The 24,122-nt window shown below is 72.1% G+C and carries 18 protein-coding genes; 4 read left to right on the forward strand and 14 right to left on the reverse strand.

Translation table 11 applies throughout. The features are described 5' to 3' along the window. Window positions 1–151: 151 nt before the first annotated feature. From JIW86_RS12780 to JIW86_RS12790, 3 genes are all read right to left on the reverse strand, one after another. A complete protein-coding gene (locus JIW86_RS12780; RefSeq protein WP_257553868.1) occupies window positions 152–898 on the reverse strand; it encodes an NUDIX hydrolase in 747 nt (248 codons plus the stop codon). 102 nt (window positions 899–1,000) lie between these two features. Continuing rightward, window positions 1,001–2,989, reverse strand: a complete 1,989-nt coding sequence (locus tag JIW86_RS12785; protein WP_257553869.1) for a glycogen debranching N-terminal domain-containing protein — start codon at window positions 2,987–2,989, stop codon at window positions 1,001–1,003. 209 nt (window positions 2,990–3,198) lie between these two features. After that, window positions 3,199–4,461 (reverse strand): DUF4192 domain-containing protein, encoded by a 1,263-nt coding sequence (locus JIW86_RS12790; RefSeq protein WP_257553870.1) that lies wholly within the window; start codon window positions 4,459–4,461, stop codon window positions 3,199–3,201. A gap of 123 nt (window positions 4,462–4,584) precedes the next feature. Between JIW86_RS12790 and JIW86_RS12795 the strand changes: the two genes are divergently transcribed. Together JIW86_RS12795 and JIW86_RS12800 are read left to right on the forward strand one after the other, a co-directional pair. Further along, window positions 4,585–6,744 carry a RecQ family ATP-dependent DNA helicase gene (locus JIW86_RS12795; protein WP_257553871.1) on the forward strand — a complete coding sequence of 720 codons (2,160 nt, stop codon included), beginning with the start codon at window positions 4,585–4,587 and terminating at the stop codon, window positions 6,742–6,744. Between the two features lie 215 nt (window positions 6,745–6,959). Next, entirely contained in the window at window positions 6,960–7,589 is a 630-nt protein-coding gene (locus tag JIW86_RS12800; protein ID WP_257553872.1) for a hypothetical protein, read from the forward strand. A 112-nt stretch (window positions 7,590–7,701) separates the two neighbouring features. Here the strand turns inward: JIW86_RS12800 and JIW86_RS12805 are convergent, their stop codons facing one another. Together JIW86_RS12805 and JIW86_RS12810 are read right to left on the reverse strand one after the other, a co-directional pair. Continuing rightward, a complete protein-coding gene (locus JIW86_RS12805; protein WP_257559301.1) occupies window positions 7,702–8,349 on the reverse strand; it encodes a hypothetical protein in 648 nt (215 codons plus the stop codon). Window positions 8,350–8,440: 91 nt separating this feature from the next. Continuing rightward, on the reverse strand, window positions 8,441–9,151 hold the full coding sequence (locus tag JIW86_RS12810; RefSeq protein ID WP_257553873.1) for a ribonuclease HII: 711 nt from the start codon (window positions 9,149–9,151) through the stop codon (window positions 8,441–8,443). Between the two features lie 626 nt (window positions 9,152–9,777). Between JIW86_RS12810 and JIW86_RS12815 the strand changes: the two genes are divergently transcribed. Then, on the forward strand, window positions 9,778–11,331 hold the full coding sequence (locus JIW86_RS12815; RefSeq protein ID WP_257553874.1) for an MFS transporter: 1,554 nt from the start codon (window positions 9,778–9,780) through the stop codon (window positions 11,329–11,331). An 87-nt stretch (window positions 11,332–11,418) separates the two neighbouring features. On the opposite strand, the gene JIW86_RS12820 is transcribed toward JIW86_RS12815, so the two are convergent. The 8 genes from JIW86_RS12820 to nrdR form a co-directional block, all read right to left on the reverse strand. Continuing rightward, on the reverse strand, window positions 11,419–13,134 hold the full coding sequence (locus JIW86_RS12820) for a DUF4173 domain-containing protein (RefSeq protein ID WP_257553875.1): 1,716 nt from the start codon (window positions 13,132–13,134) through the stop codon (window positions 11,419–11,421). A 164-nt stretch (window positions 13,135–13,298) separates the two neighbouring features. Further along, window positions 13,299–14,222, reverse strand: coding sequence for an ADP-ribosylglycohydrolase family protein (locus JIW86_RS12825; RefSeq protein WP_257553876.1), 924 nt, complete (start codon window positions 14,220–14,222; stop codon window positions 13,299–13,301). A gap of 11 nt (window positions 14,223–14,233) precedes the next feature. Beyond that, a complete protein-coding gene (locus tag JIW86_RS12830) occupies window positions 14,234–14,893 on the reverse strand; it encodes a histidine phosphatase family protein (protein ID WP_215144513.1) in 660 nt (219 codons plus the stop codon). An 83-nt stretch (window positions 14,894–14,976) separates the two neighbouring features. Beyond that, entirely contained in the window at window positions 14,977–15,582 is a 606-nt protein-coding gene (locus tag JIW86_RS12835; protein WP_257553877.1) for a YdbC family protein, read from the reverse strand. A gap of 32 nt (window positions 15,583–15,614) precedes the next feature. After that, entirely contained in the window at window positions 15,615–16,472 is an 858-nt protein-coding gene (locus tag JIW86_RS12840; protein WP_257553878.1) for an arylamine N-acetyltransferase family protein, read from the reverse strand. Window positions 16,473–16,695: 223 nt separating this feature from the next. Continuing rightward, the gene (locus tag JIW86_RS12845) at window positions 16,696–17,124 is read right to left on the reverse strand and encodes a DUF6215 domain-containing protein (RefSeq protein ID WP_257553879.1); all 429 of its coding nucleotides are present in this window, start codon (window positions 17,122–17,124) and stop codon (window positions 16,696–16,698) included. Window positions 17,125–17,246: 122 nt separating this feature from the next. Then, window positions 17,247–20,138: a vitamin B12-dependent ribonucleotide reductase gene (locus JIW86_RS12850; RefSeq protein ID WP_257553880.1), complete on the reverse strand. Its 2,892-nt coding sequence runs from the start codon at window positions 20,136–20,138 to the stop codon at window positions 17,247–17,249. Window positions 20,139–20,282: 144 nt separating this feature from the next. Continuing rightward, on the reverse strand, window positions 20,283–20,795 hold the full coding sequence (gene nrdR / locus JIW86_RS12855) for a transcriptional regulator NrdR (RefSeq protein WP_215144523.1): 513 nt from the start codon (window positions 20,793–20,795) through the stop codon (window positions 20,283–20,285). A 469-nt stretch (window positions 20,796–21,264) separates the two neighbouring features. Between nrdR and lexA the strand changes: the two genes are divergently transcribed. Continuing rightward, window positions 21,265–22,056 carry a transcriptional repressor LexA gene (lexA, locus tag JIW86_RS12860; RefSeq protein ID WP_031142326.1) on the forward strand — a complete coding sequence of 264 codons (792 nt, stop codon included), beginning with the start codon at window positions 21,265–21,267 and terminating at the stop codon, window positions 22,054–22,056. A gap of 72 nt (window positions 22,057–22,128) precedes the next feature. Here lexA and JIW86_RS12865 read toward each other — a convergent pair whose 3' ends face one another. Next, a complete protein-coding gene (locus JIW86_RS12865) occupies window positions 22,129–24,099 on the reverse strand; it encodes an ATP-dependent DNA helicase (RefSeq protein WP_215144525.1) in 1,971 nt (656 codons plus the stop codon). Window positions 24,100–24,122 lie beyond the last annotated feature (23 nt).

The following is a 24,122-nucleotide window of genomic DNA, read 5'->3' on the forward strand; positions in this document are numbered from 1 at the left end:
CGGCAGCGTGAGTACCGCAAGCAAGATAACGCGATATGTCCGATTTGCAGCGCAACCGGTCCGATGGAATGCCAATATTGCGGCCGGGTCGGCCCAGGGTGCCGGGGCGAAACCGGGGACCGGGCCGGGGACCGGGGCTGGTGGTGCGGCGTCAGACCTCGGGACGCAGCATCGGCGGATTGAGCAAGGTGGCTCCGCCGGCGCGGAACAGCTGTGCCGGGCGTCCGCCCTGACGGGTCGTCGTCCCTCCGGCCGGCACCAGGAATCCGGGGGTCCCGGTGACCTTGCGGTGGAAGTTCCGCGGGTCGAGGGCCACGCCCCAGACGGCCTCGTAGACCCGGCGCAGCTCGCCGACGGTGAACTCCGGCGGGCAGAAGGCGGTGGCCAGCGAGGAGTACTCGATCTTCGAGCGGGCCCGCTCCACGCCGTCGGCGAGGATCCGGGCGTGGTCGAAGGCGAGTCCCGCGGAGGTCTGCTCCTCGGATGCGAGCAGTTCGTCGACGGGAGCCCAGCGGGCGCTGTTGGCGTCGCCGCCAGCGCGGGGCGCCGGCAGGTCGGGGGCCAGCACCAGGTGCGCCACGCTGACGACGCGCATCCGCGGATCCCGCTTCGGGCCACCGTAGGTGGCCAGCTGTTCGAGATGGGCCCCGTTACCCACGCCCGGGAGGGCGGGGTCGTGTGCGCACAGGCCGGTCTCCTCGGAGAGTTCCCGGGCCGCAGCCGCCGCGAGGTCCTCGTCTCCGCGTACGAATCCGCCGGGCAGCGCCCAGCGCCCCTGGAAGGGCTGCTCACCCCGCCGGACGACCAGCGCACAGAGCGCGTGGCGCCGCACGGTGAGCACGACCAGGTCGACGGTGACGGCAAAGGGCGGAAAGGCCGACGGGTCGTAGGGCGACATGCCGCGATCATAGTCGTCTGCCTGACGATAAACAGCGCTTTGGTGACCTTGAAGGCGCCGTTGTGCGGGCCGGGTGTGTCCGGCCTGACCGGCAAGACACCTCTAACCTCCCAGTTGGAGCGCATCCGCGGCCTCCTCCACCATGCCGAGGCCGAGCCGGCTGACCCGGACGGCGAAGGGCTCCCCCGATACGCACAGGCCGGAGAGGCGGAGTGCGCCGAGGGGCGCGCCGGGGAGCGGGGCGAGGGCGACCGTGCCCGCGGGGGCATCGGGACGGATTCCGGCGAGGGCGGTCAGGACGTGCACCCCGGCCGCCGCGGCCACCGCGGCCGGGCGGCACGCGGCCGGGTGCGGAAGCGGGGCGCTGTGGGAAACGCGCTGTTCGGCCGCGAACATCTCCGGCAGCCGGTACCCGAAGCTTTCCGCCGCGTCCAACAGACCGCGGAGAAGGCCCGCGGCCTCCTTCTCGAAGCCCGCCTGGGCCAGTCCGGCCACCGCCACGGCGCTTTCGTACGCCCGTACCGCCCCGGAGCGGTGGCCGAAGGGGTTGTGTCCCGGCTCCTTGGCGGCCATGCTCCGCAGTCCCCATCCGCAGTCCATGGCGGGGGCCCCGAGCAGCCGGGCCAACTGCTCGGTGCAGGCCCGGTCCAGGAGGCCCGGGGCGAGCCGGCCGCCGCCGAGGAGCCCGGTGTCGAGCAGGTGTGCGGCGGCCCCGGTCAGCCGGGGCAGCGGCCGGCCGTCGGGGTGCAGGGCCGCCGCGGGCCTGCCCCCGTCCGGACCGTCGATCCAGAAGCCGGCCCGGAACCGCTCCCGCAGCGCGGCCGCCCACTGCCGCCATTCCTCGGCCCCGGGACGCCCGCACGCGGCGAGCAGGTCGGCCCCCAGCAGGGCGGCCCGGTGGGCGTGGGCCTGGGTCTCGCAGCGCCGCGGCCCCGGGTCGGGATCGGCCAGGAAGCCGTCTTTGCCCAGAGCGCCCCGCAGCCAGTCGAGGCACCGCTCGGCGGCGGGGAGCAGCCGGGCCACCTCCTCCTCCGGCATCCCCCAGAGCCGGGCCTCGGCGAGCACCGCCGGGAAGGCCAGGGTCGCCTCCGTACCGGTGCACCCCGGCGGGAGCTGAGGGCCCGCCCCCCGCAGCGGGCCCGGGATCTTCCCCGCGTCGGGGCCGCTCCCGCCGCTCTGGTTGCGGGCCAGGATCCGCAGGGTGGCCGCGGCCAGTCCGGTCCCGAGCGGCAGCGCCATCCGGGCGGCCCAGAGGGACTCCGCCGGGGCCAGTCCCAGCCGCCATGGCACCCCCGCGGCCACGAAGGCGTCGCCCGGCTCCCCGGGATCTCTCAGCAACAGCGCCCCGAGATCCTCGATGCTGGTGCGGAACCACGCCTCGACTCTCGGGTCGTCACCCTCGGCCCGGGCGTCGGCGAGCGGATTCGCCACCTGCCCGGCTGACGCCCGCGTGACCCGGTCCTGCGTGGTCCGCAGCTCGATGGTGTGTGACTCGCCGGGGCCCAGTTCGAGCTGCCAGCGCAGCAGCCCGGACGAGGCCAGCGCATCGTCGGGCGGCGGCTCGGCGGCGATGACGGCCTGCGCCTCGCCGGTGCTCCACCGCAGCCCTGCGGCATGCACCCCGGCAGGCAGTTCCGGCCCGGCGAGCCCGGCGGCCACGGCGGCCAGTTCCGACAGGTCGGTGCCGAGCAGTACCTCCACGGGCAGCCGCACCGGCCGGGACGCGAAGCTGCGCAGGGTGATCCGCTCGGTGCCGTCCGCGTGCCGGACCCGTTCCACCCCGATGTCCGGGTCGGGGCCGGGCTCCGCCCCGGTGCGCACCGTCGCGGTGAAGACGGCCCGGTCGGCGCCGAGGCTGCGCCCCTGAACGGCGACCGGATCGCGCCCGCCGACGCGCAGCACGCAGCGGGAGAGCAGCCGGCGCCCGGAGCGGTAGATCCCGTCGATCCCCCGCCCCGTCAGCTGGCCGTGCTCCGGCGAGATGACCAGGCAGGGCGCGGCGACGCAGATGACGGCGCCGTGCACGGGCGGCGGCTCGGACCTGCGGGCGGCAGGCACGCCGGGTGGTCGGAGAGATGCGGGGTGAGACATGCGTCGCCTTGTCTGGGCTCCGGTCGGTTCAGCTGGGCGGCGGCGTGGCCGGGCCCCCGCCGCCCTCCAGCTGAACGCCCCCACCCCCGCCCGGGTCACGGGCCGCGGCGCCTGCTGCGCGCAGCCGGGGCGGGGCCGCCGCCGTACAACGGCGTCCAGGCAGCTCCGGATCCGCCGCACCACGGTGCCGCGCCGGAGCGGGCGCGGGCTCACTGCCCGCTCCCCGCGGTGCGGCGGGGCTCGCGGCTCGGAGCTGGCTTGCCGCGGCGGCCCGGGGGACGCGAGCCCGCCGGACGGCGCCCCCGCCGGGGCTCGCGGCTCCGCCGCTCCTCCCGCAGACACTCCCGCAGTCCCTCGGGGTCGATGCCCTCGTTGCAGGCGTGGTGGAGCAGCTGGGCGAAGCGGTAGTCGGAATCCGCCCGCAAGGCCAGGCCCAGGGCGATCCGGGCGGTCGGCTCGTCCCCGGTGGACCAGGAGACCCAGCCCGCGAGGGTGAGCGGAGCCGCCGCGTGCTCCCCGTACGCGCCGACGCAGCGCCGGGCGAGGGCCCGCCACAGCCGCAGGGCGGGGCCCGCCTCCTCGTCCTCCATCCACTCGGCGGCGATGTCCCGGATCTCACGGTCCTGGAGGCCGAGGATCAGCGCGGCCGCCTCGTCGTGGCCGAGCAGCGCGTCGTCCCGGTCATCGGCCTGGGCTCCCTCGACGGGTGGGGCAAGGGCCATCCGCCGCATCAGCGACCGGGCCAGCTCGAGGGTCTCGGCACCGACCTCCTCACGGGTGGCCCCGTCGAGGATCTTCGGTACGAGGGCGGCAGCCGCCCGGTCCAGGGCGCCTTCCATCTCCGCGGCCACGGCGCCGCCCAGCGGCGCCAGCCTGCCCTCGATCTCCTTGAGGGAACCCCGGACCTGGAGGCCGGCGAAGGTGGCCGCGGCGGCCATCACCGAGGTGCCGACCGCCGCCAGCCGACTGCCCTCGGCCGGGCAGCAGCGCTCGTCGGGACACACGTAGGACCAGAAGCGGCCCGCGGAGAGGCACAGGGCCTCCAGCACGGGCACGTCGAGCGCGCCGCAGGCCAGCCTGATGCGCTGGGCGAGGGGCCGCAGCCGGGTCATCACCCGCTGGCCGCTCTCCCCGCCGAGCGGCTCCTGGCAGAGGAAGACGACGATGCCGTCGGGCTTGCCCTCGCGCCGCTCGCTGCCGCGGATCAGGCAGTCGGCGACCTGCCGCGCGGTGTCCTCCCATTCCGCGGGGGTGGCCGGGATGCCGACGCGGAGCCGGCCGCCGAAGCGGCCTCCCTCGCCGTGCACGGCGACCATGACGAGGGAGTCGGTGGGGTGGAAGCCGAGCATGTAGGGCAGCGCGTCGGCCAGCTCGGCCGGGCTGCGCAGGGTGATCCGGGGATCGGTGGTGGATCCTGCCGTGCTGGTGGACGGCCGGTCGGACGGGGTGCGTGATTCGTGGTTGTTCGTCATGCCCCGAAGGTCCCGCGCAAGATCCGATCGCGAAAGCCCTGTGGATAACCAATTCAAACTTCAACATCCACAGGCTCAGAGCGGCATTGGCGCGATGTCAGAGGCATCGGGTTGCATGGGGGCATGAACGCAGACCTGAGGTCCTCGGCCGACTCCGTACTAGCCCGTCTCGTGGGCGACCCCACGGGCACGGCTCGGCTGCGCGAGGACCAGTGGCGGGCGATCGAGGCGCTCGTCGCGCACAAGCGCCGGGCGCTGGTCGTGCAGCGCACGGGCTGGGGCAAGTCCGCTGTGTACTTCGTCGCCACCTCGCTGCTGCGGGCGAGCGGCGCCGGACCCACCGTGATCGTCTCCCCGCTCCTCGCGCTGATGCGCAATCAGGTCGAGGCCGCCGCCCGCGCCGGAATCCGCGCCCGCACCATCAACTCCGCAAACCCCGAGGAGTGGGAGGGGATCCAGGCCGAGGTCGCGGCGGGCGAGGTGGACGTTCTGCTGGTGAGCCCGGAGCGGCTCAACAACCCCGACTTCCGCGACCAGGTCCTCCCCAAGCTCTCCGCCGCCACAGGCCTCCTCGTCGTGGACGAGGCCCACTGCATCTCCGACTGGGGACACGACTTCCGGCCGGACTACCGCCGGCTGCGCACCATGCTGGCCGATCTCCCGCCGGGCGTCCCGGTGCTGGCCACGACCGCCACGGCCAACGCCCGCGTGACCGCCGACGTCGCCGAACAGCTCGGTACCGGCGCCGGCACGGACGCGCTGGTGCTGCGCGGACCGCTGGACCGCGAGAGCCTGAGCCTGGCCGTGCTGACGCTGCCCGACGCGGCGCACCGGCTGGCCTGGCTCGCCGACCACCTCGGCGACCTGCCCGGCTCCGGGATCATCTACACGCTGACGGTCGCGGCGGCCGAGGAGGTCACCGCGTACCTGCGCCACCGCGGGCACACGGTCTCCTCGTACACCGGCAAGACGGAGAACGCCGACCGGCAGCAGGCCGAGGACGACCTCCAGGCCAACCGGGTCAAGGCGCTGGTGGCCACCTCCGCCCTGGGCATGGGCTTCGACAAGCCCGACCTCGGTTTCGTCGTGCACCTGGGCTCCCCCTCCTCCCCCATCGCCTACTACCAGCAGGTCGGCCGCGCCGGCCGCGGCGTGGAGCACGCGGAGGTCCTGCTCCTGCCCGGCCGGGAGGACGAGGCGATCTGGCAGTACTTCGCCTCGGTGGCCTTCCCGCCCGAGGAGCAGGTGCGCCGGACGCTGGACGTACTCGCCCAGGCGGGGCGGCCGCTGTCGCTGCCCGCGCTGGAGCCGCTGGTCGACCTGCGCCGCACCCGGCTGGAGACGATGCTCAAGGTCCTGGACGTGGACGGCGCCGTGCACCGGGTCAAGGGCGGCTGGACCTCGACCGGGGAGCCGTGGGCTTACGACGCCGAGCGCTACGCGTGGGTGGCCCGCCAGCGGGCCGCGGAACAGCAGGCCATGCGCGACTACGCGGCGGCCACCGAGTGCCGGATGGAGTTCCTGCGCCGCCAGCTCGACGACGAGCAGGCCGCCCCCTGCGGCCGCTGCGACAACTGCGCCGGGGCCCGGTTCACGGCGGACGTGTCCACCGCCGCGCTGGACACCGCCCGCGGTGAACTCGGCCGCCCGGGCGTGGAGCTGGAGCCGCGCAAGATGTGGCCGACCGGGCTCGCGGCAGTCGGCGTCGACCTCAAGGGCCGCATCCCGGCCGGGGAGCAAGCCGCCACCGGGCGGGCGCTGGGCCGGCTGTCCGACATCGGCTGGGGCAACCGGCTGCGCCCGATGCTCGCCCAGCAGAGTCCCGACCAGCCGATTCCGGACGATGTAGCCCAGGCCGTGGTGGCCGTCCTCGCCGACTGGGCCCGCGGCCCGGGCGGCTGGGCCTCGGGTGCCCCGGACGCACCGGCGAGGCCGGTGGGCGTGGTCGCGCTGCCCTCACGGAGCCGCCCCCAGCTGGTCGGTTCGCTGGCCGCGCGCATCGCGGAGGTCGGGCGGCTGCCTCTGCTCGGGACGATCGGGTACACGGACCAGGTCCCGGAGTACGGCCTGCCCTCCTCCAACAGCGCCCAGCGGGTACGGGGGCTCCACCAGGCCTTGACCGTGCCCCCGGCTCTGGCGGCGACACTGGCCGAGGCAGCGGGACCGGTACTCCTCGTGGACGACCGCGCGGAGAGCGGATGGACCCTCGCCGTGGCCGCCCGGCTTCTCCGGCGGGCTGGCGCGAAGGGGGTGTTTCCGCTGGTGCTTGCGCTTCAGCCGTAGCCGAATGCGTCATCTTCGGCGTGGCGGGGCAAGGATATGAGCGGCATACCGGCGAATTCCGGTCGGCGGCGCCAATTGCTCGTTGCCGCATGCTCGCGGGCCACGCGAGAATTGGGGTGCTCCCGCCCGGTTCCCCGGCACCCTCCTGGGCCGTGCTGCGGCGCGCCCACACTCCAGCCGTGCCCGTCCGCGGGCGTGTACCCGAAGGGAGGACCGTGACCTTCGGATTCGCCCCGCCCTCGACCACGTCCCTGACAACGGCCACCGGCGGCGCCAGCCGGCACGGCCGGCTGCTGGAACCCGCCGAATGGACGTCGGCAGGCATTCCCCTGCTCCGCAACCCCCGCGAGGTCGTCAGCGGGCTGCACTCCCGGCACAGCCCCGTGCCGTCGACGGCGGTCATCGCCGTCCTCGGCCCGGAGGAGCAGCTCGTGGCGAGCGCTTCGTTCGTACAGCGGTCGACCTCGGCCGACGGCTGGGAATACCGCAACGCCCTGCTGTCCCGGCTGCGCCGGGTCATCCCGCACGATCTGCGGCGCCGGACCCCGGTGCGCACGGCGGTGCTGCTCTACTGCCGCGAGGGCGACGAGCGGTGGACCGAGGAGGACGGAGCCTGGATGTGGGGGCTGCGGGACGCCTGCACCCTGCACGGGCTGCGCTGCGGCGCGTACATCACGCTGACCCGCGGGGGCTGGCAGGTTCTGGGCGAAGGCCGGGGCGGCCGGCAGCCCAGCTCGGACTCACGGCCTCAGCGGCTCGGCGACACAGTGGCCGAGTTCGCCCCGCTCGCCCTGCACACCGGTGGCGGCGCGGCCGAGGCACTGCGCCGGACCGCCGCGCGCTGACCCTCGTACGGCCGCCCGGCCGAAGGGGTGCGCACGGCGAATCGGCCCTCGGGCTTCAGCGGGGCCGGCCCACGGCCCGCCCCGCCCCTCGCCCGTGCCGGGATACGGGGCGTCAGACGCCCGCACCCAGCACGGAGTTGATCTGCTGCGGGTCACCGCACACGATCAGCAGCGCACCGGCCCGCGTGAGCGCGACCGGCAGGTGGCCCTCGACCGTGTCGACCGCTCCGCCGTTGGCGGCGAAGACGACGACGGGACGGCCGGTGGCGCGCTGGACCTGAGCGGCGTCCGCGTAGAAGACGTCGTCCCCGGCGTCGTGCAGGGCCCAGTAGGCGGCCTCGCCGAAGGACAGCTCGTGCGCGGCCCACGGGTGCGGGTCGCCGGTGGTGAGCACCAGGATGTCACCGGGCGCGCGCCCGGTGTCGAGCAGCAGGTCCACGGCTTCTTCGGCCGCGTCGAGCGCACCCTCGACGGAGGCCGGGATCAGCTGGATCTGCGGCACCGCCGCCGAGACGGACGGCGCTGCGGAGGCGGTCGGGACGGGGGCTGCGGGAACGGGTCCGGGGGTGGCCTGCGGCGCACGCTGCGCGGGCGGAGCGGGCCTGGGGGCACCACCCGCGCGGCTTGCCGCTGCGGGGGAGGGACCGGGGCGTCCGGGCCGGGGTACTGCTGCGGGACGCGGACCAGGTACGGGGCGGGGGGTCTGCGCGGTGCGGCTCGCGGCCGGCGTGACGCGGGGACCCTGGGCACTCTCGTGAATCTGAGGCTCCTCGAAGGCGTGGTGAGAGGCTTGGCGTGATGTCTATCAAACACCGGTACGAAACGTACCGGCCGGTGGCACATGGGTGCGATCAGAAATCGAAGCCGAGTTGGCCTCCGTTTTCCAGCTCCATCGACTCCTCGCTGCGGCGCACCTTCTTGAGGTGGCGCCACCGGGGAAGCGCGTCGAGGTACGACCACGAGAGCCGGTGGTAGGGGGTGGGCCCCAGCTCCTCCAGCGCCGCACGGTGCACGGGCGAGGGATATCCGGCGTTGGCGGCGAAGGCGAAGTCCTCGAAGCCACCGCCCTGACCGCCTATTTCGGCCATCATGCGGTCCCGACGGACCTTCGCGATGACCGAGGCCGCCGCGACGGCGACGCACGACTGGTCACCCTTGATCACCGTACGGACCTGCCAGGGCGAGCCGAGGTAGTCGTGCTTGCCGTCGAGGATGACCGCGTCGGGCCGCACCGGCAGGGCCTGAAGGGCCCGCTCCGCCGCGAGCCGCAGGGCGGCCGTCATCCCCAGCTCGTCGATCTCCTCCGGGGAGGCGTGCCCGAGGGCATAAGACGTGACCCAGGCCTCCAGGACGTCGACGAGGGCGTCACGTCGCTTGGGGGTGAGCAATTTGGAGTCGGTGAGCCCGGCGGGCGGCCGGCGCAGACCGGTGATCGCCGCGCACACGGTGACGGGACCGGCCCAGGCCCCTCGTCCGACTTCGTCGACCCCGGCGATGACCTTGGCGCCGGTGGTTGCACGGAGGGAGCGTTCGACGGTGTGGGTGGGTGCTTCGTACGGCATGGCGCCAGCAAGGTTACGCCGCCCGGCGCCGCCTGCACACCCCGCCCCGGGTCGGGCCTTGCCCGGGCCGCCCCGCCGGTCCGGCATCAGCCCTTGAGTCCGGTCCCCCCGCCGGTCCCACACAGGTCTCGCGTCGGTCCCTCTTCGGTCCCTCTACGGCCCCTCCTCGCGGCTCTCCCGCCGAGCGACGGCACCACCACCCGGTCGATCACCTGCCTGATGTCCGCATCCCACCTTCGCTCCCGCACACCATCACGCGGTGCGCCTGCATCACCAGAACGACATCCACGACACCCCTGCGCCACCCCGATCGATCCCCTGCCGCACAAGCTCCCTGATCAGACACAAAGCCGACGCGCACATTCCGGACCCGATGTCTCCACCAACCTGACGCCGCAGGTCTGGTCGCAGTCGTGAAGGAGAGACCGCGAGCCTGCCCGGCACGGCCGTACCCGGACTCCCCAACGCCGCGTCGAGAATCGCCCGTTCGAGTTCGGGACTCCGCCCGCTCGTACCGGGTACGCCCATTTCCACCCCGGTGAACGCTCGCGTCCGCCGCCTTCTGGCTCGTACCGTGGTCCGCAAGTGAACGATTGCGTCCACTGTTTCACTTTGGGGGATCCTCAGTGACACGCTCTCAACTCGCCACACCCCGAATACCGGGCGCGGCCCACCGGGAGGGGCGCCCCGGAATCGCGCTCACCGTCATCGCCGCCTGCCAGCTCATGGTCGTCCTCGACGCGACGATCGTGAACATCGCCCTTCCGCACATCCAGACCGCCCTCGACTTCAGCACCACCGATCTCTCCTGGGTGCTGAGCGCCTACACGCTCACCTTCGGCGGCCTGCTCCTGCTCGGCGGCCGGGCCGGCGACATCCTGGGCCGGCGCCGCGTGTTCATGGCCGGAATCCTGCTCTTCACCCTGGCCTCCCTCCTCGGCGGCTTCGCCCAGGAACCCTGGCAGCTGCTCGCCGCCCGCGCCCTCCAGGGGGTCGGCGGCGCCATCGCCTCCCCGACCTCGCTCGCCCTGATCACCACCACCTTCGCCGAAGGTCCCGAACGGAACCGGGCCTTCGGGGTGTTCGCCGCCGTCTCCGCGGGTGGCGGCGCCATCGGTCTGCTGGCCGGCGGCATGCTCACCGAGTGGCTCGACTGGCGCTGGGTCCTCTTCGTCAACGTGCCGATCGGCGTGCTGATCGCGGTCCTCGCCCCGCTCTACATCAGCGAGTCCGAACGCCACCCGGGCCGTTTCGACATCGCCGGCGCCCTGACCTCCACCGGTGGCATGGCCTCGCTGGTCTACGGGTTCATCCGCGCCTCGGAGGACGGCTGGCGCGACTCCCTCACGCTCGGCTCGTTCGCGGCGGCCGTCATCCTGCTCGCGCTGTTCGTCGCCGTCGAGTCGCGGGCCCGTGAACCGATCATCCCGCTGCGGATGTTCGCCGACCGCAACCGCGCCGGCACCTACCTGATCATGCTCAGCCTCGCCGCCGCGATGTTCGGCATGTTCTTCTTCATCGTCCAGTTCGTGCAGAACGTACTGGGCTTCACCCCGATCGAATCCGGACTCGGCTTCCTGCCCGTGACCGTCGCCATCGTCACGGCCGCGGGCCTCTCGCAGCGCTTCCTGCCGCGCTTCGGCCCCAAGCCGTTCATGGTGTCGGGATCCGCCCTCGTCGGCGTGGGGCTCGGCTGGCTCACCCTGATCCGCACCGACTCCTCGTACGTGGCCGGGGTGCTCGGGCCGATGCTGCTGTTCGGCTTCGGCATGGGCCTCAACTTCGTGACCCTCACCCTGACCGCCGTCTCGGGAGTGTCGTCCAAGGAAGCGGGCGCGGCCTCCGGACTGCTCAACGCCAGCCAGCAGGTGGGCGGTTCCCTGGGCCTGTCCATCCTGGTCACCGTCTTCGGCACGGCCGCCCGCACCGAGGCCGGGCAGCAGTTCCCTGCCTTCGCGGCGCAGGCGGAGCCGGGCCAGCTGGCCGCCTTCCAGGAGACCGGGCAGCTGCCCGACCCCTGGGGCGACCTCGTGCTCACCCAGGGCATCTCCACCGCGTTCGGCGCCGCCGTGGCGATGGCCGGAGTGGCCCTGGCCACCGCGCTGCTGGTGATCCGGGTACGCAAGAGCGACCTTGATGCCCTCAACGGAACCGCCGCGAAGGGCGGACCGCCGGCCTGATCGGGGCCGGAGGTACGAGGGCCCGGGTGCGGGGGACGATCCCGCGCCCGGGCCCTCGTACGTCCGGGGCAGCCGGCCCCCGTACGCCTAGTACTCGGTGCGGCTGCCGAAGCTGCCGAGGCGCGAGCAGACCTCGTACGCGGCCGTCACCGGTCGCTCGTGCAGGATCTGCCGGGCCCGGTGCTCACCCAGGCTCATGGCGTACCAGGGGACGTCCCCGGCCCTGGAGATCTCCTCGTCGATCCCGCGCAGGGCACAGGACCGCTGGGGCTCGGGCAGCCGGTCCAGCGCCGGCACGGCGTCCGCCGACAGGCTCTGGAAGTAGGCCAGGTCGATCTTGCCGTCCGCCTCGAAACGGGCCACGTTGCGCTCGGCGACCATCCCGTCCGGGGACAGCAGGCCGAAGGCCAGAACGGCGGCCGCCGCACTCCCCGCGACCGCGCGCGGCAGCCAGCGGGCCCCGAACACCCCGGCCGCCATGATCAGTACGAGGACCAGGCCGAGCCACAGCTCCATCGCGGCCACCGACACGCGCAGGATGGTCAGCCCGTACGCGTCCACGTACAGGTCCATGCGGCGCAGCGCGGAGGCGACGACGACCAGCGTCAGCGCGCACAGCACCCCGAGGACGGTGCGCACGAAGCGGCGGTCGGCGGCGCCGGAGCGCGGGGCCCAGCGCAGGGCCAGGGCTATCACCGCGAGGGTGAACAGCGTGGCCCAGAGCAGCTGCCAGAAGCCCTGCCGGGCGTACTCGGCGTAGGTGAGGCCGGTGCTCTTGAGGACCTTGTCGTAGCCGCCGAACAGGACGGCCAGCTGCACGGCGTTGAAGCCGGCGAAGAGCAGGTTGAGCACGACGAGCGGCAGGGCCCATTCGACGCGGGACCGCGGCTTGCCGGGAGCCACCTTGATCCGGTCCCAGCGCAGCGGGGCGGCGGCGGCGCGGGCAGCGGCCAGCGCGAGGAAGGCGCCGAAGAGGAAGAGAACGATCCGGATGGGTCCGTCCTCGATGGAGATGTCGGGCGTCAGCCCGCTCAGCAGGTCGGCGAAGGCCGCGTCGGCGGAGGCGAACAGCGTGCCGAAGACCAGCAGGAGGACCACGGCCACGGCAACGGCCTTGGCGACGGGCAGCCAGCGGTCCTTGCTGACGCCGCCGCGCGAGCGCAGGCCCGCCCAGGCCCAGCCGAGCCCGGACACGGCCGCCTCGAAGAAGCCGATCGGGCTGAGCAGGACGCCGGGCCAGGTGCGGCTGCCGTGCAGGGCCAGCGCACCGAGCAGGATGGCGGAGAGGATCGCGAGGGTGGACGGCCACGCCGAGTCGCGCAGGGCGGGTACGGCGAGGAGGGCGAGGCAGCCGATCGCCCAGACCAGGGTCCAGGGGCGGGCGGTACGACGGGCCGCGCGGGCGGCGGCGTACGCGGCGACCACGGCGGGCACGACGGCGAGCAGCAGGCCGGGCCCCATGCCGTCGCCGAGGAGCAGGGCGGCGGAGAGGCCGGCGATCAGGGTCGCGACGAGGGTCACGGCCCCGATCGGGGCGGCTTCGGCGGGCCGCAGCGACACCACCCACTCCGGGGGCCCGGAGGCCGCGGCCCGGGCCGCTGCGGCCCGTTGCCACGCCTGCTGCTGTTGCCATGCCTGCCAGGCGGCGGCGTCGGCCGGGGTTCCGGTGCCCGTCGGTGGTGCGGCTGCGGCTGGCGGTATCTGTTCCGCAGCCGGTTCGGCCGGTTTTTGTGCCGGTCTTCCGGCCGGTCCGCCCTCGGTCCGGTCCGCGGCCTCGTCCACCCCGTCGGTGTTCTCTGACATCGGGTTCCCCTCCCCTGTCGGCCGCCCCGGCTTTCAGGTGGGGCGGCGAAGCGGACAGCGTAGGCCGGTGTCAGGTGGTTTTGAACAGGCTCAAAAGAGGCCTGTGGCAGGACCGTGACAATCGGAAGGGGAGGTTTCGTCCTGCCCGGGACGCCGTGGCCGGCTTACCGCTCACGCTCCGTGGCCTCCGGCAGCCAGGCCGGCAGGGCCTCGGTGCGCGCCAGCCACGCGGCCGGCAGCACCTCGTCGCCGCGCGCGCCCAGCACCCCGCCGACGATCGCGCAGGTCGTGTCGACGTCGCCGCCCACCTGCGCGGTGGTCCAGAACGCCCGCTCGTAGTCGTCCAGCGACCGCGCCGCCGACCACAGGGCGAAGGGCACGGTGTCATGGGCGCTCGTGCGCCGCCCGCAGCCCAGTACCGCCGCGACCGTGGTCGCGTCGCCGTAGTCCAGCATGTCCCGCGCCCGCCGGATCCCGGCGCCCACCGCGCTGCGCGGCACCAGCGCGATCACTCCGTCCAGCAGGTCTGCGGCCTTCGGCGGGCCGGCCGGGTCCGCCGCGAGCGCGGCCGCCGCGGCGACGGCCATGGCCCCGCAGACGGCCTCGCGGTGCTGGTGGGTGGTGTAGGCGGAGATCTCCGCCTGGTGTGTGGCCTGCTCGGGGTCGTCGGCGTACCAGGCGCCCAGCGGCGCGATCCGCATGGCGGCGCCGTTGCCCCAAGAGCCCTGGCCGTTGAACAGTTCGGCGGCCAGCGTGCGCCAGTCCTGGCCCTCCCGGACCAGGCGCAGCATCCGGTTCACGGCGGGCCCGTAGCCCCGGTCGAAGTCGTGGTGGTGGGCGAAGGAGCTCGCCAGCGCGTCCTGGTCGATGCGTCCGTGCTCGGCGAGCACGGCCACGACCGAGCAGGCCATCTCGGTGTCGTCGGTCCACTGCCACGTCTCGGTGCCGACGGGCAGTTCACGCCGCTTGAGCAGCGGGTAGTTCACGGGGACGAAGTACTGGGAGCCCAGGGCGTCCCCCAGGGCCAGCCCGCGGAGGCTGGACAGGGCGCGTGCGTAGCGCCGTTCGGGAGTGGAATGAGGGGTCATCGCGGGTCACTCTAGCCGTCCAGGTCGTAGGGCTCGGGTGTGGTCCACCGCTCAAACGGGCGGTCCATCCGATACCGGCCGTCCGGGCCCAGCACGAGCGTCCGGAATTCGCCGTTCCCCGGATTGGACAGGGCCTCGAATTCGGACACCGACCAGTGGAACCACCGCATGCAGAACAGCCGCATGGTCAGCCCGTGCGTCACGAGCAGCACGTTCTGCGGATGGTCCTCGGCTTCGAAGCTGCGGTAGAGGCTCTCCAGGAAGGACCCGACCCGGTCGTACACGTCGGCTCCCGACTCGCCCTGCGCGAAGCGGTAGAAGAAGTGCCCGTACGCGTCCCGGTACGCCTTCTGGAGCCGTACGTCGTCCCGGTCCTGCCAGTTTCCCCAGTCCTGCTCGCGCAGTCTCGGCTCCTCGCGCATCCGGACCCGGGTCGGGTCCAGCCGCAGCTCCCGGAAGGTCTGCAGGGTCCGGCGGTACGGGGAGACGTACGCGCTGATCGTCTCTTCGCCGAAGAGCTCGCGCAGCCGTACGCCGACCGCCGCGGCCTGCTCCCGCCCGCTCGAGGTCAGCCGCAGGGCGTGGTCGGGCTCCCGTTCATACACCGAGTCGTCGGCATTCCCCTCGGATTCCCCGTGCCGGACGAGGACGATGCGCCGTGGTCGAACCATTCCACGACCCTATTCGGCCATCGGCGGGCCGACCGACCGGGCACGCCGGTCGGCCCGCCGGGTCGTCGTACGGTCATACCGCCTCAGACCGTCCAGGAGGGTTCGAGGTCGACGACGTCACCGGTGAGGGCCTCGACATCGGCCTGGATCTGGGCGCGCAGGGAGAGCCGCTCGACCCGCTCCTGCCGGTACTTGCCGTGCTCGGCTGCCGCGTGCCACATCGACAGCACCAGGAACTCCCGGCCCGGGGCCTCGCCGAAGAGGCCGCGGATCATGCCGGGCGAGCCCGCCATCGCCGGATTCCACACCTTCTCCTGCATGAGGGCGAAGTGGTCGACCCGGCCCTCCCGGACCCGGGTGTGCGCGACCCGGACCACGTCGGCGTCGGTGAAGCGCGGCTCGAAGCCGGTCTTCACGTCGAAGCGGTGATCGAAGAGCGTGACCCGCGAATCGGTGTAGGTGCCGTTCTGCGCGGCGGCCAGCCGGTCGTGACTGCGGGCCATGAAGGAATCGTAGAAAGAGCGGCTCTCCCAGAACGCGAAGACATGCGCGACCCCCTGCCGGCCTCGGCTCCAACCGCCGCCCTGTCCCCGGAATCCCGGCTCGCCCGGCAGCCCCGCCCATTTACGCTGCCCCCGCTCGAACCCGCGTCGGTCCGTCACCGTGCAGCGAATCCACTTGACCAGCACGGCGCCATCGTACGGTCCCGGCGCGGCCCGGGTCAGTCCCCGGCGCGGTGGATCCGTACCAGTTCCGCCGCATCCCGCTCGGGCAGCCGAAGGCCGAACTCCCGGTCGATTACGCCGAGCAGCGCCTCCGGACCGACGGTTTGCCGCTCCTCCCGCCCGTCGGGGTGGAGCCGGATGAGTTCCCGCCCGACCAGCGTCCGGCGGACGTCATCGCCCGGGTGCTGGACGATGACCCGCCCGATGAAGGCGGAACGGGGATGGGTGGAGCTGTAGTGGTTGAGCAGGACGTAGTCGACGGGGTGGTACCGCTGAGGGGAGAACGTGTACAGATCGCGCCAGGTTCCCCCGCGCTGGAAGCACAGCACGAGGACGCCGTCCGCCTCCTCCCGCACGCGGTACGTCCAGGCCCCCTGCCGCACCTCGGCTCCGGGGTTCCCCAGCGGGACGGGCTCGCGGGGGCCCTGGTAGCCGAAACCGGCGTCGCACAGCCACGGTTGTCCCTCGACGGTGACAACGAGGACGGCATGCGTCACCGGGGTCAGGGCGTCGCCGCGGGTGCGGTTGCGGGCGCCTCGCCCCGAGACCTCGAAGCCGATCCGCTCCAGGGCAGCGGCCAGCAGCGAGTTCTGCTCGTAGCAGTAGCCGCCGCGGCGGTCGTGCACGAGCTTGTCCTCGAGCGCCTTGACGTCCAGCTCGACGGGGCGGCCGAGCAGAACATCCAGACTCTCGAAGGTGATGGCGCCGGTGTGGGCCCGGTGCACTGCGTACAACGTCTCGAGGTCCGGCCGGAGTTCCCCGGCTCTCTCCCTCCCGATCCCAGTCCCGACCTCCCTGCCGATTCCTATCCGCGCCAGATACGCGTCGAGGTCCAGCTCGTCACCGCTCCACATGGTTCCCCGTCTCCCCGTGATCCGTCCTCACCCGCACAATGATCGGCATGACGGCCCGGCACACCAACCCCCTCTTCGCCCGCCCGCCGCTTCCGCCACTGACGGTGACCGGCCCGAACGGGCCGCGTTCAGCCGGCGGTCCAGCCCGGGATCGTCGGAAGCACCTGCTCGGCGGTGCGGAACAGGGCCGTGTCATCGGGCAGTCGGCCGTCCTGGCACCAGATCACGACCTCGAAGGAACCGCCGCCGTCCTGCGCGTCCTTCGCGACCACCAGGCTGCGGGCGATGCCGCCGGGCGTCCCAGAACCGTTGTCTTCTGCGCGGTGAAGCCCAGCAAGTCGGCCGTCTCGGCGACCGGTAGACGGTCGTACGACGCCGAGAGCTGCACAGAATAGGTCTGGAGCTGGACCTTCGCCTGGGGGGCGATCTTGCCTGCGCCGCCGACCGGGCTGAACCAGGACACGCCGCCGTCGGCGCCCAGCGCGTGTTCCTCCGGTGTTCCGAGGAGCGCCGGAGGATCCGGGCGGTTCAGCGCCGTACACAGCTGCGCTCCCGAGACGTACCCCGCCGACAGGTCCTGGTCCTGGCTCGAGCAAGCGGCCAGCCGGTCGGCGCGGTCCTCGTCGCGTCGGGAATTCTCCCGGACCCGCATCTCGTCGTACTCGCAGGCACGACGAAGGGGACCGGCCTTGGGCCGGTCCCCTTCGTGAGCTGCTGGTCAGCTATCTGTGCGGGCTACGCCGGATGCTGCGTCCAGCGCGATTGCGCCCGGTTTCAGCTGCAGCCGCTGGTGGAGCCGCAGCCCTCGCAGATGTAGCAGGAGCCGGCGCGCTGCATCTTCGTACCGCAGGAGAAGCAGAGCGGGGCGTCGGCGGAGACGCCGAGCTGCATCTCGACCAGTTCGGCGTTGCTGTGCGCCGTCTTCGGAGCCGGGACCGGCACGGCGGGCGCGAGGGGCTTCGGGGCCGACGGCACCGCGGCCAGCGGGGCCGACTGCGCCAGGGACTCGGTGTCCAGCTCGTCCTCGAGGGGCTCGTAGGAGCCGGTCTCCAGGTGGCGCTGGCGCTCCTCGGCGGTGTGGATGCCGAGGGCCGAGCGGGTCTCGAAGGGCAGGAAGTCCAGCGCCAGGCGGCGGAAGATGTAGTCGACGATCGACTGCGCCATCCGCACGTCCGGGTCGTCCGTCATGCCGGCCGGCTCGAAGCGCATGTTCGTGAACTTCGAGACGTAGGTCTCCAGCGGCACGCCGTACTGCAGACCGACCGAGACGGCGATCGAGAAGGCGTCCATCATGCCCGCGAGGGTCGAGCCCTGCTTGGACATCTTCAGGAAGACCTCGCCCAGACCGTCGTCCGGGTAGGAGTTCGCGGTCATGTAGCCCTCGGCGCCACCGACCGTGAAGGAGGTGGTGATCCCCGGGCGGCCCTTGGGGAGGCGCTTGCGGACGGGACGGTACTCGATGACCTTCTCGACGGCGGCGCGGATGGTCTCCTCCGTCTTGGCGGTGACCTCCTGCTTCTCCTCCTCCTTCTTCTTGGCGGAGAGGGGCTGGCCGACCTTGCAGTTGTCGCGGTAGATCGCGAGCGCCTTGACGCCGAGCTTCCAGGCCTCGAAGTAGATCTCCTCGATCTCCTCGACGGTCGCCGTCTCCGGCATGTTGACCGTCTTCGAGATCGCGCCGGAGATCCAGGGCTGGATCGCGGCCATCATGCGGACGTGGCCCATCGCGGAGATGGAACGCTCGCCCATGGCGCAGTCGAACACCGAGTAGTGCTCGGCCTTCAGGCCCGGCGCGTCGACGACGACGCCGTGCTCGGCGATGTGAGCGACGATCGCCTCGATCTGCTCTTCCTGGTACCCCATGCGGCGCAGGGCCTGCGGGACGGTGCCGTTGACGATCTGCATCGAGCCGCCGCCGACGAGCTTCTTGAACTTGACCAGGGCCAGGTCCGGCTCGACACCGGTGGTGTCGCAGGACATCGCGAGACCGATGGTGCCGGTCGGCGCCAGGACGGAGGCCTGGGAGTTGCGGAAGCCGTTCTTCTCGCCGAGGCGCAGAACGTCCTGCCAGGCCTCGGTCGCCGCGGCCCAGATCGTGTTGTCCAGGTCCTCGGTGCGCGGCGCGACGGCGTTGGCGTCGGAGTGCTGCTTCATGACGCGCTTGTGCGACTCGGCGTTGCGGGCGTAGCCGTCGTACGGACCGACGATGGCGGCCAGCTCGGCGGAGCGCTTGTAGGCGGTACCGGTCATCAGCGAGGTGATCGACGCGGCGAGGGTGCGGCCGCCGTCCGAGTCGTACGCGTGGCCGGTGGCCATCAGCAGGGCGCCGAGGTTGGCGTAGCCGATGCCCAGCTGGCGGAAGGCGCGGGTGTTCTCGCCGATCTTCTGCGTCGGGAAGTCCGCGAAGCAGATGGAGATGTCCATCGCGGTGATGACAAGCTCGATGACCTTGGCGAAGCGCTCGGCGTCGAAGGACTGGTTGCCCTTGCCGTCGTCGTTGAGGAACTTCATCAGGTTCAGCGAGGCGAGGTTGCAGGACGTGTTGTCCAGGTGCATGTACTCGCTGCAGGGGTTGGACGCGGTGATGCGGCCGGACTCGGGGCAGGTGTGCCAGTTGTTGATCACACCGTCGTACTGGATGCCCGGGTCGGCGCAGGCCCACGCGGCCTCGGCGAGCTTGCGGAAGAGCGCCTTGGCGTCGACCTTCTCGATGACCTCGCCGGTCATGCGGGCACGCAGGCCGAACTCGGTGCCGTTCTCGACGGCCGTCATGAACTCGTCGTTCACACGGACGGAGTTGTTGGCGTTCTGGTACTGGACGGACGTGATGTCGTCGCCGCCCAGGTCCATGTCGAAGCCCGCGTCGCGCAGGGCGCGGATCTTCTCCTCCTCCTTCACCTTGGTCTCGATGAAGGCCTCGACGTCCGGGTGGTCCACGTCCAGGACGACCATCTTGGCCGCGCGGCGGGTGGCGCCGCCCGACTTGATCGTTCCTGCGGACGCGTCGGCGCCGCGCATGAAGGAGACCGGGCCGGAGGCGTTGCCGCCGGAGGAGAGGAGCTCCTTGGAGGAGCGGATGCGGGAGAGGTTCAGGCCGGCGCCGGAGCCGCCCTTGAAGATCATGCCCTCTTCCTTGTACCAGTCGAGGATCGACTCCATGGAGTCGTCGACGGCCAGGATGAAGCAGGCGGAGACCTGCTGCGGCTGGGGCGTGCCGACGTTGAACCACACCGGGGAGTTGAAGCTGAAGATCTGGTGCAGGAGGGCGTAGGTCAGCTCGTGCTCGAAGATCTCCACGTCGGCGGGCGACGAGAAGTAGTCGAAGTCCTCGCCGGCCTTCGTGTACGTCTTCACGATCCGGTCGATCAGCTGCTTCAGACCGGTCTCGCGCTGCGGGGTGCCGACCGCGCCGCGGAAGTACTTGCTGGTGACGATGTTGACCGCGTTCACCGACCAGAAGTCGGGGAACTCGACGCCACGCTGCTCGAAGTTGACCGAGCCGTCGCGCCAGTTGGTCATGACGACGTCACGGCGCTCCCAGCTCACCTCGTCGTACGGGTGTACGCCCGGGGTGGTGTGGATGCGCTCGATACGCAGGCCGCCCTTGGCAGCCTTGGTCCCCTTGGCGCGGGAACCACGTGCCGAGCTGCTCGCCGTCTCTGTCATGCCAGGCCTCCCATATGCGGGCAAAAACGCCCTAAAGTGCCATCGCTATTCCGCGGCACGATGCTGTGTCTTGTATCTACGTCTCTTCGCCTGGCAGACCGGCCGTGCTGGCGGTGCGTGAGCACCGGAGCACGGGCCGTCCGGTCAGTCGGCGGCGGAGGCGGGCACGGGGACCGGAGCGGTCCGACCGGGCTCGCACTCTTCAGGGTGAGGTCGCGACACGCGGAGCTCCGCGATGGCGGCCTCGAAGTCTTCGAGTGTGTCGAACGCCTTGTAAACGGACGCGAACCGGAGGTACGCGACCAGGTCGAGTTCCTGCAACGGGCCGAGTATGGCCAGACCCACGTCGTGGGTGGTCAGCTCGGCACTCCCGGTGGCGCGCACCGCCTCCTCGACCCGCTGGCCGAGCTTGGCGAGGGCGTCCTCGGTGACCGGCCGCCCCTGGCACGCCTTGCGCACGCCGGAGATGACCTTGGTACGGCTGAAGGGTTCGGTCACCCCGCTGCGCTTGATCACCATCAGCGAGGCCGTCTCCACCGTCGTGAAGCGACGGGAGCAGTCGGGGCACTGACGGCGCCGACGGATCGACGTGCCGTCGTCCGTGGTGCGGCTGTCGACGACGCGGCTGTCGGGGTGCCTGCAGAAGGGGCAGTGCATGGTTCCCTCACCCTCCCTCTTGGCACGACTGAATCACCTCACGAGGCCCCTGAACGACAGAGACGGACTCTGTCGGGGGCTTGTGAAGCAGCCACCAGCATATGCGATGTCGGGACCCTCAGCGGACCCGGGGACCACAACTTCTGGGCGGCTGCGCTCATCCAACCACTAGATCTTGGGTTGTGGTGGATTTACCGGACTCCGCGTGTCGCGGCGTCCGATAGGCGGATACGAGGCCTTCCGGTGCCACACTGGGCCCGGACCCGGAGGGTCGGGATCCGACCGGGAAGGGTACCGTAAGCAGCGGGTGCCGAGCCGAACCCGCGTTCGGTGAACCGATCGCCCATACACCCCTCGATTTGCCCACGCGGGACGATCTGCGATTTTTCACTCGAACGTGTGTTTGGCGCAACCTTTCGAAAGCTACTACCGTTGTCCAGCTAGGGAGAACATTTCGAGAGGGGCCGACGTGACCACCACCGCAGACAGTGCCACCATCACTGCCCAGAACCGCTCCCAGAGCCGACTCGAGCCGGTGCATGCCATGAACGACGCAAACCTGAACCCGGAGGCGGAGCCCGTACGCCCCGCACGCTCGCTGCCAGGTCGACCTCCAGGCATCCGCGCCGACAGCTCCGGGCTCACGGACCGGCAGCGGAGGGTCATCGAGGTCATTCGCGACTCCGTGCAGCGGCGGGGTTACCCGCCGTCGATGCGGGAGATCGGCCAGGCGGTCGGCCTGTCCAGCACGTCGTCGGTCGCCCACCAGCTGATGGCCCTGGAGCGGAAGGGCTTCCTGCGCCGTGACCCGCACCGCCCCCGGGCGTATGAGGTGCGCGGCTCCGACCAGCCCAGCTCGCAGCCTACGGACACCACCGGCAAGCCCGCCGCCTCCTACGTTCCCCTGGTCGGCCGGATCGCGGCCGGCGGCCCGATCCTCGCCGAGGAGTCGGTCGAGGACGTGTTCCCGCTCCCCCGCCAGCTCGTCGGCGACGGCGAGCTGTTCGTCCTGAAGGTCGTCGGCGACTCGATGATCGAGGCCGCCATCTGTGACGGCGACTGGGTCACGGTCCGGCGCCAGCCGGTCGCGGAGAACGGCGACATCGTCGCCGCGATGCTGGACGGCGAGGCCACCGTCAAGCGCTTCAAGCGCGAGGACGGCCATGTCTGGCTCCTCCCGCACAACGCCGCCTACCAGCCGATCCCCGGCGACGAGGCGACCATTCTCGGCAAGGTCGTCGCGGTACTGCGCCGGGTCTGACCCCGCCGCCTCGATCCAGCCCCCGGGACCCACTGCGCCGGTCCCGGGGGTTGTCTTGTGCCCGAGGGGCGACTACTTGCCGTCAGCCTGGGCGGCGGCGTCGATGGCGGCCAGCGAGCGGCGGGCCTGGTTCCGGTCCGTGGTGTACCAGAAGTCCGGCAGCGTGGCCCGCAGGAAGCTCCCGTACCGGGCCGTGGCCAGGCGGGGATCCAGGACCGCGACCACACCCCGGTCACCCGTGGCCCGTACGAGACGGCCCGCTCCCTGGGCCATCAGCAGCGCGGCATGCGTGGCGGCGACGGCCATGAAGCCGTTGCCGCCGTGCTCCTCCACCGACTTCTGCCGGGCGCTCATCAGCGGGTCGTCGGGACGCGGGAACGGAATCCTGTCCATCACCACCAGCTGGCAGCTGGGACCGGGCACGTCCACGCCCTGCCACAGCGACAGCGTCCCGAACAGGCAGGTCTTCGGGTCGGCCGCGAACGCCTTGATCAGCTCGCCCAGGGTCTCCTCGCCCTGGAGCAGGATCGGGTTGTCGAGCCGGCCGCGGAGCTCCTCGGCGGCCGCCTTGGCGCCGCGCATGGAGGAGAACAGTCCGAGGGTCCGACCGCCGGCGGACTCGATCAGCTCGGCGAGCTCGTCCATCATGTCGCCGCGGGTGCCTTCGCGGCCCGGCGTGGCCAGGTGCTTGGCGACGTAGAGGATGCCCTGCTTCGGGTAGTCGAAGGGCGAGCCGACGTCCAGGCCCTTCCAGAGCGGCGCGTCCTCGGCCTCGACCCCCTCGGGGGACAGGCCCATGGAGGCCGCGACGCCGTTGAAGTCGCCGCCGAGCTTGAGGGTGGCCGAGGTCAGGACCACGGAGCGGTCCTCGAAGAGCTTCTCGCGCAGCAGGCCCGACACCGACAGGGGGGCGACCCGCAGGGTGGCGCCGAATCGGTCGTGGCGCTCGAACCAGACGACGTCGTACTCGGAGCCGTTGGTGATCCGCTCCGCCACTCCGTGGACGTTCTCCACCGCGGCCAGGGCCTGCTTGCGGACGGCGTCCTCGTCGTGGACGGACTTGTCGCGGGTCGCGCCGATCGCCGAGATCACGTTGCGCGCGGCATCCCGCAACGCCATGAGCGCGTATCCGAGGTCCTCGGGAATCTCCTCCAGCCGGCCGGGGAGAGCCAGCTCCATGACCCGCTCGAAGGACTCGGACGCGGTCTGCAGGGAGTCGGCGGTCTTCTCGTCGACCAGCTTGGCCGCCCGCTTCACCGCCCGGTTGACCTGCCCCGGGGTGAGCTCGCCGGTGGCGACCCCGGTCACCCGGGAGACCAGCTCGTGGGCCTCGTCCACGATCAGCACCTCGTGCTGCGGCAGCACCGGCGCGCCCTCGATGGCGTCGATGGCGAGCAGTGCGTGGTTGGTGACGACCACGTCCGCGAGCTTGGCCCGCTCGCGGGCCGCCTCGGCGAAGCACTCGGCCCCGTACGCGCACTTCGTCGCGCCCAGGCACTCGCGGGAGGACACGGAGATCTGCGACCAGGCCTTGTCCGAGACGCCCGGCGTGAGGTCGTCACGGTCCCCGGTCTCCGTCTCGTCCGCCCAGTCGCGCAGGCGCAGCAGGTCCTTGCCGAGCTTGCTGGTGGGGGTGGCCGCCTCGAACTGGTCGAAGAGGCCCTCCTCCTCGTCCTGCGGAGCTCCCTCGTGCAGACGGTGCAGGCACAGATAGTTGGAGCGGCCCTTGAGCATGGCGAACTGCGGGCGGCGGCGCAGCTGCGGATGCAGTGCCTCCACCGTCCGGGGCAGGTCGCGCTCGACGAGCTGCCGCTGGAGCGCGAGGGTCGCCGTGGCCACGACCACGCGCTCGCCGTGGGCGAGGGCCGGCACCAGGTAGCCGAGGGACTTGCCGGTGCCGGTGCCGGCCTGGATGAGCCGGTGGGAGTTGTCGTCGATCGCTTCGGCGACGGCTTCGGCCATGGCCACCTGGCCGGGGCGCTCCGTGCCGCCGACGGCGGAGACGGCGGCGTGCAGCAGGTCGGGGAGGGAGGGCTTCGTCATAGCACTGCCAACCCTACGGGGCC

Origin of the sequence: Streptomyces sp. NBC_00162 (assembly GCF_024611995.1) — a bacterium.
GTDB lineage: Bacteria > Actinomycetota > Actinomycetes > Streptomycetales > Streptomycetaceae > Streptomyces.

What these genes read in the sequence shown, in the direction of transcription:
- JIW86_RS12780 (WP_257553868.1), bottom strand. Translation starts at nt 898, where the DNA reads ATGTCGCCCTACGACCCGTCGGCCTTTCCGCCCTTTGCCGTCACCGTC.
- JIW86_RS12785 (WP_257553869.1), bottom strand. Translation starts at nt 2,989, where the DNA reads ATGTCTCACCCCGCATCTCTCCGACCACCCGGCGTGCCTGCCGCCCGC.
- JIW86_RS12790 (WP_257553870.1), bottom strand. Translation starts at nt 4,461, where the DNA reads ATGACGAACAACCACGAATCACGCACCCCGTCCGACCGGCCGTCCACC.
- JIW86_RS12795 (WP_257553871.1), top strand. Translation starts at nt 4,585, where the DNA reads ATGAACGCAGACCTGAGGTCCTCGGCCGACTCCGTACTAGCCCGTCTC.
- JIW86_RS12810 (WP_257553873.1), bottom strand. Translation starts at nt 9,151, where the DNA reads ATGCCGTACGAAGCACCCACCCACACCGTCGAACGCTCCCTCCGTGCA.
- JIW86_RS12820 (WP_257553875.1), bottom strand. Translation starts at nt 13,134, where the DNA reads ATGTCAGAGAACACCGACGGGGTGGACGAGGCCGCGGACCGGACCGAG.
- JIW86_RS12825 (WP_257553876.1), bottom strand. Translation starts at nt 14,222, where the DNA reads ATGACCCCTCATTCCACTCCCGAACGGCGCTACGCACGCGCCCTGTCC.
- JIW86_RS12830 (WP_215144513.1), bottom strand. Translation starts at nt 14,893, where the DNA reads ATGGTTCGACCACGGCGCATCGTCCTCGTCCGGCACGGGGAATCCGAG.
- JIW86_RS12840 (WP_257553878.1), bottom strand. Translation starts at nt 16,472, where the DNA reads ATGTGGAGCGGTGACGAGCTGGACCTCGACGCGTATCTGGCGCGGATA.
- JIW86_RS12845 (WP_257553879.1), bottom strand. Translation starts at nt 17,124, where the DNA reads ATGCGGGTCCGGGAGAATTCCCGACGCGACGAGGACCGCGCCGACCGG.
- JIW86_RS12850 (WP_257553880.1), bottom strand. Translation starts at nt 20,138, where the DNA reads ATGACAGAGACGGCGAGCAGCTCGGCACGTGGTTCCCGCGCCAAGGGG.
- nrdR (WP_215144523.1), bottom strand. Translation starts at nt 20,795, where the DNA reads ATGCACTGCCCCTTCTGCAGGCACCCCGACAGCCGCGTCGTCGACAGC.
- JIW86_RS12865 (WP_215144525.1), bottom strand. Translation starts at nt 24,099, where the DNA reads ATGACGAAGCCCTCCCTCCCCGACCTGCTGCACGCCGCCGTCTCCGCC.